At 47.7% G+C, this 7,515-nt stretch carries 7 protein-coding genes, 1 pseudogene and 1 riboswitch; of the genes and pseudogenes, 1 reads left to right on the forward strand and 7 read right to left on the reverse strand.

The features are described from left to right. From ACOJTG_RS10715 to ACOJTG_RS10740, 6 genes and pseudogenes are all read right to left on the reverse strand, one after another. Positions 1-463: pseudogene (locus ACOJTG_RS10715) on the reverse strand (AraC family transcriptional regulator); the annotation flags it as partial. Positions 464-617: 154 nt separating this feature from the next. After that, positions 618-1,412, reverse strand: coding sequence for an SDR family oxidoreductase (locus ACOJTG_RS10720; RefSeq protein WP_420153805.1), 795 nt, complete (start codon positions 1,410-1,412; stop codon positions 618-620). Between the two features lie 96 nt (positions 1,413-1,508). Then, positions 1,509-2,087, reverse strand: a complete 579-nt coding sequence (locus ACOJTG_RS10725) for a TetR/AcrR family transcriptional regulator (protein ID WP_420153806.1) — start codon at positions 2,085-2,087, stop codon at positions 1,509-1,511. A 279-nt stretch (positions 2,088-2,366) separates the two neighbouring features. Further along, positions 2,367-4,469, reverse strand: a complete 2,103-nt coding sequence (locus tag ACOJTG_RS10730; protein WP_420153807.1) for a TonB-dependent receptor — start codon at positions 4,467-4,469, stop codon at positions 2,367-2,369. 79 nt (positions 4,470-4,548) lie between these two features. Further along, positions 4,549-5,178 carry a cytochrome c biogenesis protein CcdA gene (locus ACOJTG_RS10735; protein WP_420153808.1) on the reverse strand — a complete coding sequence of 210 codons (630 nt, stop codon included), beginning with the start codon at positions 5,176-5,178 and terminating at the stop codon, positions 4,549-4,551. Positions 5,179-5,286: 108 nt separating this feature from the next. Beyond that, positions 5,287-5,554: riboswitch (cobalamin riboswitch) on the reverse strand. Between the two features lie 60 nt (positions 5,555-5,614). Next, positions 5,615-6,163: a hypothetical protein gene (locus ACOJTG_RS10740; RefSeq protein ID WP_420153809.1), complete on the reverse strand. Its 549-nt coding sequence runs from the start codon at positions 6,161-6,163 to the stop codon at positions 5,615-5,617. 775 nt (positions 6,164-6,938) lie between these two features. On the opposite strand from ACOJTG_RS10740, the gene ACOJTG_RS10745 reads away from it, so the two are divergent. Then, positions 6,939-7,064 (forward strand): hypothetical protein, encoded by a 126-nt coding sequence (locus tag ACOJTG_RS10745; protein WP_420153810.1) that lies wholly within the window; start codon positions 6,939-6,941, stop codon positions 7,062-7,064. Positions 7,065-7,073: 9 nt separating this feature from the next. On the opposite strand, the gene ACOJTG_RS10750 is transcribed toward ACOJTG_RS10745, so the two are convergent. After that, positions 7,074-7,515, reverse strand: a 442-nt coding sequence (locus ACOJTG_RS10750; protein ID WP_420153811.1) for a glycosyltransferase, incomplete at its 5' end; no start/stop codon positions are given.

Consider the following 7,515-nt stretch of genomic DNA (forward strand, 5'->3'; position numbering starts at 1 on the left):
TCGTTCGCAGTACCGAATTGGGCTCTCTGACGGCTAATAATTCATTCAAACGAGGCGGCGTAATGGCAACTACCACGTAGTGAATCTGTTGATGGGCCGGAAAGCGGATCGTTGAACTGAGGTCGTTGGACGTAACCTGGATCGCTGATTCGTCCCGCTGCGAAAACAGTACCTGCATATCGGCATTGTAGGCAATCTGCAGGGCTTCCTCATTGTTGTAAAAGAAGACGGTAATCAAGTCGTTTCCCTGGCCGGAAGTATTACGGTGGATGACCAAATCCTCCTTAAGTATATAGCGGTGGATGGTAATCTTGAAGTCAGTCCCGAATGCTAACTTCCGAATGTGCCCTTGCCCTAAGTGGTCTGGTATTACCAACAAGCCGTTCTGTACCGTTGCTTGTATGTGACGGGCAAAGTACGTCATGAAATCAAAATCAGCAGAAGCAGTAAAGCTGAAGATCACAGGGAAAGGGGCTTAGGTGGTTACGGGTTAGCAAAGATTGTCATTTAAAGGAAATTTCATCTTTAATCCAGAAAACTAATTCCCTATCAAACGTCATCCCCGCCGTAAATTTTTAAGAAGAAATTCACGACGGGGATAACTGTAAACGAGACTTTTACGCAATGGGGTACGCTCCGCCGTCGATGTTATAATTTACGCCCGTGATATACGAAGCAGCCGGAGAAGCTAAAAAGCGAACGAGTGAAGCGATCTCCTCGGGCTCTGCCATTCTGCCCAGGGGAACGCCGCTCATTTTACCCATTACCGTAGTAAAGGCATCTTCCAAGGGAATGCCTTCATTCCGGGCAAAATCCTCCAGGAATTGCTCCATTAAGGGTGTTTTTACCGCTCCGGGGGAAACTGCTACAACCCGAATTCCCTGACTGGCTACTTCATTGGCCAGTGCTTTACTGTAGCAATTCAACGCTGCTTTAGAAACCGAATAAGCTAAATTGAGATTCCACAGGGGTTGTTTAGCCGCTCCCGTCGAGATGTGAATGACCACCCCACTTTTCTGATTCTGCATGAGCGGCAGCAGGACCCGATCCAGGCGGATGGTGGCGAGTAGGTTGAATTGCAGTTCCTGTTCCCAGTCCTGGTCACTTAATGCCTGAAAACCACCGCCGGGAGTTGTAAGGCCGCCGACGTTGTCAATGAGGATATCAATTCTTCCATAGGTATCCTGTACTTGCTGGGCCAGTTGCGTAACCTGATCCGCCTGCGTTAGATCGACTGCTATGAATGAATGGGTTGAATCTGAATCGGCGGGGCGGTTTCGGGCCGTTACGATGACCTGAGCTCCCGCCTGAGCTAATTGATCCGCAATCGCTTTGCCAATGCCCTTGGTACCCCCCGTTACTAAAGCGATTTTACCACGAAGGTCCGTACTAAACGAAAGTTGATTTTCCATGATTTGTTTTTTTGAATTGATTGTTTCAGAATAGACGCCAGAATGCACTACACACATTATTCTGAATTATTTGTTTCAGAATGGGTTAAAAATTTTTCAGGATGAAATTTGTCGAATCAGAAGTTGAGCTAAATTTCTGATTTGTTTGGGATTAGCATACAAAACATGAAGTTCATACCAGCCGGTATAACTCGCAACGATGAAATCAGCCAGCAAATCGGGGTCTTCTGTGGCGACCATCTCACCTTCATTTATGGCCTGTTTCACTAATGAACTCAGATAGTTACGCGTAAAATCATTATCCGCTTTCAGAATTGATTGAATGCTATCATCCTTGGGAGAAACTTCGAAAGCCGTCTTAACGGCCAGACAACCGTTAGCGTCCTTAATAATTGTTTCGGATGCAGCCTCGATGAAATTAACGATAGCCGCCAGCGGTGAATCCGCCCGTGCGGACTGATTTTGCAGGAATTCCCGCTTATTCTGAATGTAGTACTTCAAACACTTGACAAACAATTGATGCTTATCGCCGATGGTGTTGTAAAGACTACTACTATTGATTTGCATGGCGTCCGTTAAATCGCGGAGGGAAGCCCCATGATAGCCTTTTTCCCAAAAGACATCGGTAGCTTTTTGAATTGCTTCTTCCTCGTTAAACTCAACGTTTCTTGCCATGCTTCAACTAATTGCCCTGCAAAGGTGTGTCTTTTTCTGAAACAAACGTTTTAGAAACCAAAATTAATTTTGAAAATCCAAAAATGTGCATGGAAAGAGCAGGTCTACAAGGATTCACATACTATAAATAATCTACTGTTAATGAGCATTTTATAGAACTAATATGCAAATGATTGAGAAAGATGGATCGATAGTTTTCCTTCCAATGTTCAACAAAAATCCCCCAACCCGTGAGGTACCGTTTGGGGGATTCTCTAGGAATCTGGGTTTTACCGTTGCCTAAAACGCCAGCGTGTAACGTAATGAAACCGTACGGCCCGGCAAGTTATACCCCCGTTTTTCGTAGTAATTTTCGTCCGTCAAGTTTGAAAGGGAAAGGGTCAGTCGGTGTTTTTGCTGGAACGAATACACGGCTACGGCATCGAGTACCATGAAGGGAGCATACGTGATCTCCGGATTGGCGGCATCGGTATAGTCAATGTCCTTGCGGGAGCCTACGTAACGTCCGGTCAGTCGCAGACGAACATTTTTGATCGGGCTATACTCCGCTCCGTAGGAAACCAGATTCCGGGCTACATTGGCAATATCACGGCTACTACGCGAATCATCGGTCCCTACGATTACTTCTTTGGCCTCAAACATAGACGTCAGATTGGCGTATACCTTCCAAACACCTTCCTTGCCGTAGCCCGCTTCGGCTTCCAGACCGTTCATGTCCGAGTCGGCGGCGTTCACAAAACGGGTCCGCGACACAATGACATCGCCATTACTCAGGGGCTCGTTCACGGCGGTCACCAGTCGGGCAATCCGGTCTTTCACCTGCGTAGCGAAATACGTAGCATTAGCGTAGAAACCACCTTTTTCGAAGGATACCCCTACTTCCTGACTCCAGCTGCTTTCATTCTTCACATCGGGATTACCGCTCGTCACCGCAATTTTTCCGGTCGTCGTACGAGCTTCGGAGTACCCGGCTACGTTGTAGGCATCCGGCGTAACAAAGGCTCGTCCTACACTGGCTTTGATCCGTACACTTGGCAGAATCTCGTACCCGGCGGCTAAACCCGGACTCAGAAACGGATTCGTTTTTTTACCCGGCTGGTAGGTAGTCAACAAGGGTGTTGCTTGTACATCAAAGGTAATCTGATCAAACCGTAAACCGGGTTGAAGCGTCAATTTGCCCCATTTCAAATTGGCCTGGGCGTAAAAGGCCGAAGAAATCAACGCATAATTCGGCTGCGTAGGTGCCCGTTCCGTCGTTAAGTCTGACCAGCGACGGCCTTTGGTCGAAGCCTTCAGGTAATCGTAGCCAAAGACCAATGAATGTTGTCCCAGCGTCCAGACGTCCTTGAGCTGTACGCCCGTCCAGGCGTTGGCGGTACGATTGGAACGGTACGGAACTACGGGTTTGCCCGAAGCATTGAGGGTATAATTCGTGTTCGATTCTTCCGCCGTGAATACTTTCAGACTCGGCTGATGGACCCCCAGATTTCCCGATATAGCGACTTCACCCGAGGCCCGCTCGACGTCTTTACTGCTGGATTCCGTAATACCGTAAGCAATATCGCCGGGCGACTGTACATTCCGGGCCTGAAAGGTTTCGCCGCGAACGTCCAGCCGCCATTTCGAACTCAGCTGGTAGCCCAGTCGCAAGGCTCCGGTATAGTAACTGAGTTGCGTATACGGTCGGGTTTGCCCATCGCCAGTACGGTCATCGACCTCCGCATCCGGTTGGTTGGCGTAATGTTTGACCGCATTGCGAAAATCGAAGGCATTGCGTAGCCAGTTGTTCTTCCCGATTTTATAATCATTGGCCCGCTGAAAGTAGGCAAATGACAAATCGTAATCCAGTTGCTTGGTGAGATTGCCACCCGTTTGCAGACCGGCTTGCAGAGTTTTGAAACTACCGTACTCCACGTACGCGGAGCCCTGGGGCGTTCCTTGCGATCGGCGGGTGATGACGTTGATCACGCCGCCCATCGCCTGCGATCCGTACAGAGCCGAAGCGGGACCTTTCAGTACCTCAATGCGTTCGACGCTATTGAGTGAGATGGTCGAAAGATTAGTAGCTCCCGCCGGGCGGCCATTAATGAGTAACAGCGTGCGTTGATTCAATCCCGAAAACTGGGGCCGAAAGCCGCGAATCCCGATACCCGAAGAAAGGTTCGGATACTGAATGACGTGTACGCCAGCGGTTTTCTTGGCAATATCCGTCAAATCGTTGGCAGGCGTTAAAGCGATGTCCTGACGGGCAATCACGCGTAAACTGCGGGGCACCTCGGCTAAGATAGCCTCCGAGCGGGTTGCCGTCACCACGATGGGTCTCAAAGCGTATACTGAATCCGCTGGTGTTTGAGCGTAAGCCAGTCCAGGCAATAAAAGCATACTAGCCCAAAGGGCTTTTTTCTGGGGGGAAGAAAACATCGAAAATGAATAAAGGGTAAACGAATACTGAAGCAATAGTCTAGAATGAGTCAACTAGCGTGAGAACACCTACGGCGATCGAAAAGACACCAATGAGGTAATTCATCCAGCGAAGCACGCGTTCCGTTCGCTGGGCTACTTTTTGTAGTGAAAAGGCAAAAACGCACCCGTAAATGGTCATAGCCAGCAGAATACTCAGGCTTTGAATGATGATGATCCAAACGGCGGTGGAAGCGTCTTTGGCCGCCAGCGTAAGGGCAACCGTACAGGCCCCTCCGGTACCCGCCAGTCCGTGAATCATCCCCACGCCAAAAGAGCGGTTTAGCGGCGTAGCTGCCGCGTTGGATGCGTCCGTTGGGCGTACCGGGTCATTTTTGAAGTTACGACGAATGGCGACAATACCCAGATAAATCATCAATGGTCCTACCACGTATTCAACCCAGGAAGCAACTTCCAGAGATAGCTGGGATTTAAGTAGTAAGATCAGGCAGGCAAAGAGAATGAGCGAAAAAGCGTGCCCTAACGCCCAGTGCGAAGATCGCCAGGCTACCCGCCACAGCTGACCTTTCTTTTTTTCACTGGTCAGGACGGAAACAGCCGCCAGGTGATCGGGTTCGAAGGAGTGCTGAATGCCCAGTACGAACGAATCGAGGAGTAAAGGATGAATCATGTAGTTTTCCCGGATGAATTCTATTGCTTACGGGAAAACAAAGCCAGAGGATGACGCAAGCGTCTCCTCACCGATTAGGCTAGCCTCCTGCTTTTCTTCCCGAAAGCACGTTGGTATGGTTTCAATGGCAGGTCTTCTGGCTCGTTCCTTTCTCAACCCCTTCCCATGCCTGAAGGCACAGTGGTTTGTATCGTTGAGAAATTTTTAGAGTTTTCCGTTTGCTGTCTTCTGTTTTCAGTAAAATCAACTGTAGACAGAAAACTGTAAATGGAAAACTAAAAGAACTTACAGCAGCGGGTACTGCTCCGGAATTGCACCGGATTCCCTTTTAAGCCCAATGAATAATCCACTGGACACCGATTGAGCCGCGAAAGTACGACAATTTGCAGGATTCAAAGAGCTAAGCCTATTTTTTCAGCTCAATATTTCTTCAGGATTATGGACTCATCCGTTTCAGACGAACCGGAACCGTCGTTGTGTAGCGATGGTCATTGCTACTGGAGAAGGCATTTCCACTTTCGGTGATATACCGGAACGTAAGCGTCAGATTCAGAGCATCGGACTCCCAAGTACCCCCTTCTTCAGCGGTCATTAGGTTAAAATTATTACGTAGCCGGGTATTTTCATCCTGAAATAAAAAAGTGATACGGTTTAGAGCCTGTTGTTGGGAACTACGGACGACTCCTTCAATTCTGTACTGCTCCTGACCTAACCGACTCTTTACTCGGGCGACTCCTGTAAAGCTTTGCTCATTTTTACCCCGGCGTTTCCGATTCAGCCAATCTACTTCCGGTTTAAAAATTTCCAGTTCGAGTGTTTTGGGGATACCATCGGGGTCTTTAAAGGGCCCAAACCAGTGGCCCACTAATGAGGGTGTCACTGAGGCGTAATCCCAGGGCTGTTGCCAGCGATGATAGACGTACTGAATGCCGTATACAATCCCCAGCAGAAGAATTAATCCACCCCATAAACGAAACGCTCTCATGGTTTTCTGCATCAAAAGGTACCTTTACTATCTTCTCAAACAAGGTAACAGAAAAGTTTCAAACTGGGAAGCAAACGCGTTGAATAGACGGAGTATAAAAAGCTTCAATTAAGCCTTAGCAAAGGGACAAAAGTGCTCTTTAACGTTCACTAATTAATCCCTTCAAACGCTCAACGAGTAGAAGATACAATTGACAGGAGAAAGTCTGCCATTCATAGAATTAACCTTTGATTATGAGTCAGAGACTATACTTTTGAAGCAGATAGGTTGAAGGTTGAACGTTAAAACTCCCCCATGTTTCATGGGGAGTTTTTTTATTTTATTGCGTATATTTCTACTGAATTAGTCTGGCTTCATTATCAGAATGATAAACCCTAACCAGAAACCAGTTAGGGTTTACTGCAACCAAAGTTTCGCAGTACCCTTGATACTATTAAACCGCTAGGGCACCCGAACGTAAAGTGTTTACGCCTTCAAATAGCTAGCTTTTTTATTACAAACCTAATCTTTGGTTCGCTAAAGCTCTTGTTGCGACACTAAGCGTCTGATTCAACGAGATTTAATTTCCGTACTAATCTATAACCTTAGGTTATTGACTTCTACTTTAGCCCGTTTCTGAAGTTGAGTAAGGGATTTTATTTTCCGTTTCGGAGTAGGCGAACAGTATGAAAAGCCCTAAGAAATCGGTTTCCAGCCTTTCGCATTAAAAAGTGGGTCTTATATTGCGGGGTCAAAAGACGCGTCTATCGGGTCTGCTGTTACGCTGCATGTACGAATGAAAAAACTATTTGAAAAGATGTCGTCCTGGAATTGGGCCTGGATTCTCACCTACGCGGTGATTGTGATCTTAGCCCTGATTTGGGGCTATTACCTAAGTCTATGGATTCGCCGGAGCCTTTAATCTATCGAATCATCGGCGAAGGATCTCCTCATATAAGGCCAGGTACGACTGAGCGGCTTTTTCCCAAGAAAATTCAGACACGCGATCCCGAGCCAGTTGAATCTTATTCGAATACGGGAAATCGGCTAGCCCCTGCTTTACTACTTCACTCATCCGATCGGGATGGAAACTATCAAAGTAATACGCCGCTTCTCCGCCTACTTCCGGCAAGGCCGTATGCGTGGATAAAAAGGTCGGTTTTTCGTAGCTAAAAGCTTCTAGGACGGGTAGACCAAAACCTTCGGCAATCGAGGGAAAAACAAAGGCACTGCAGTGCTGGTAGTACCAGTGTTTGTCAATTTCTGAAGTCTCCCCCAAGAGATGTACCCGCCCGGGTGCGATTCCAAAGCGTTCACACTCCCGTTTAATCAGGTTATAGTACTCCAGGCTATGGTCATCGATTCTGCCGGCA

The sequence above is a fragment of the Siphonobacter sp. genome (genome assembly GCF_048595215.1).
GTDB lineage: Bacteria > Bacteroidota > Bacteroidia > Cytophagales > Spirosomataceae > Siphonobacter.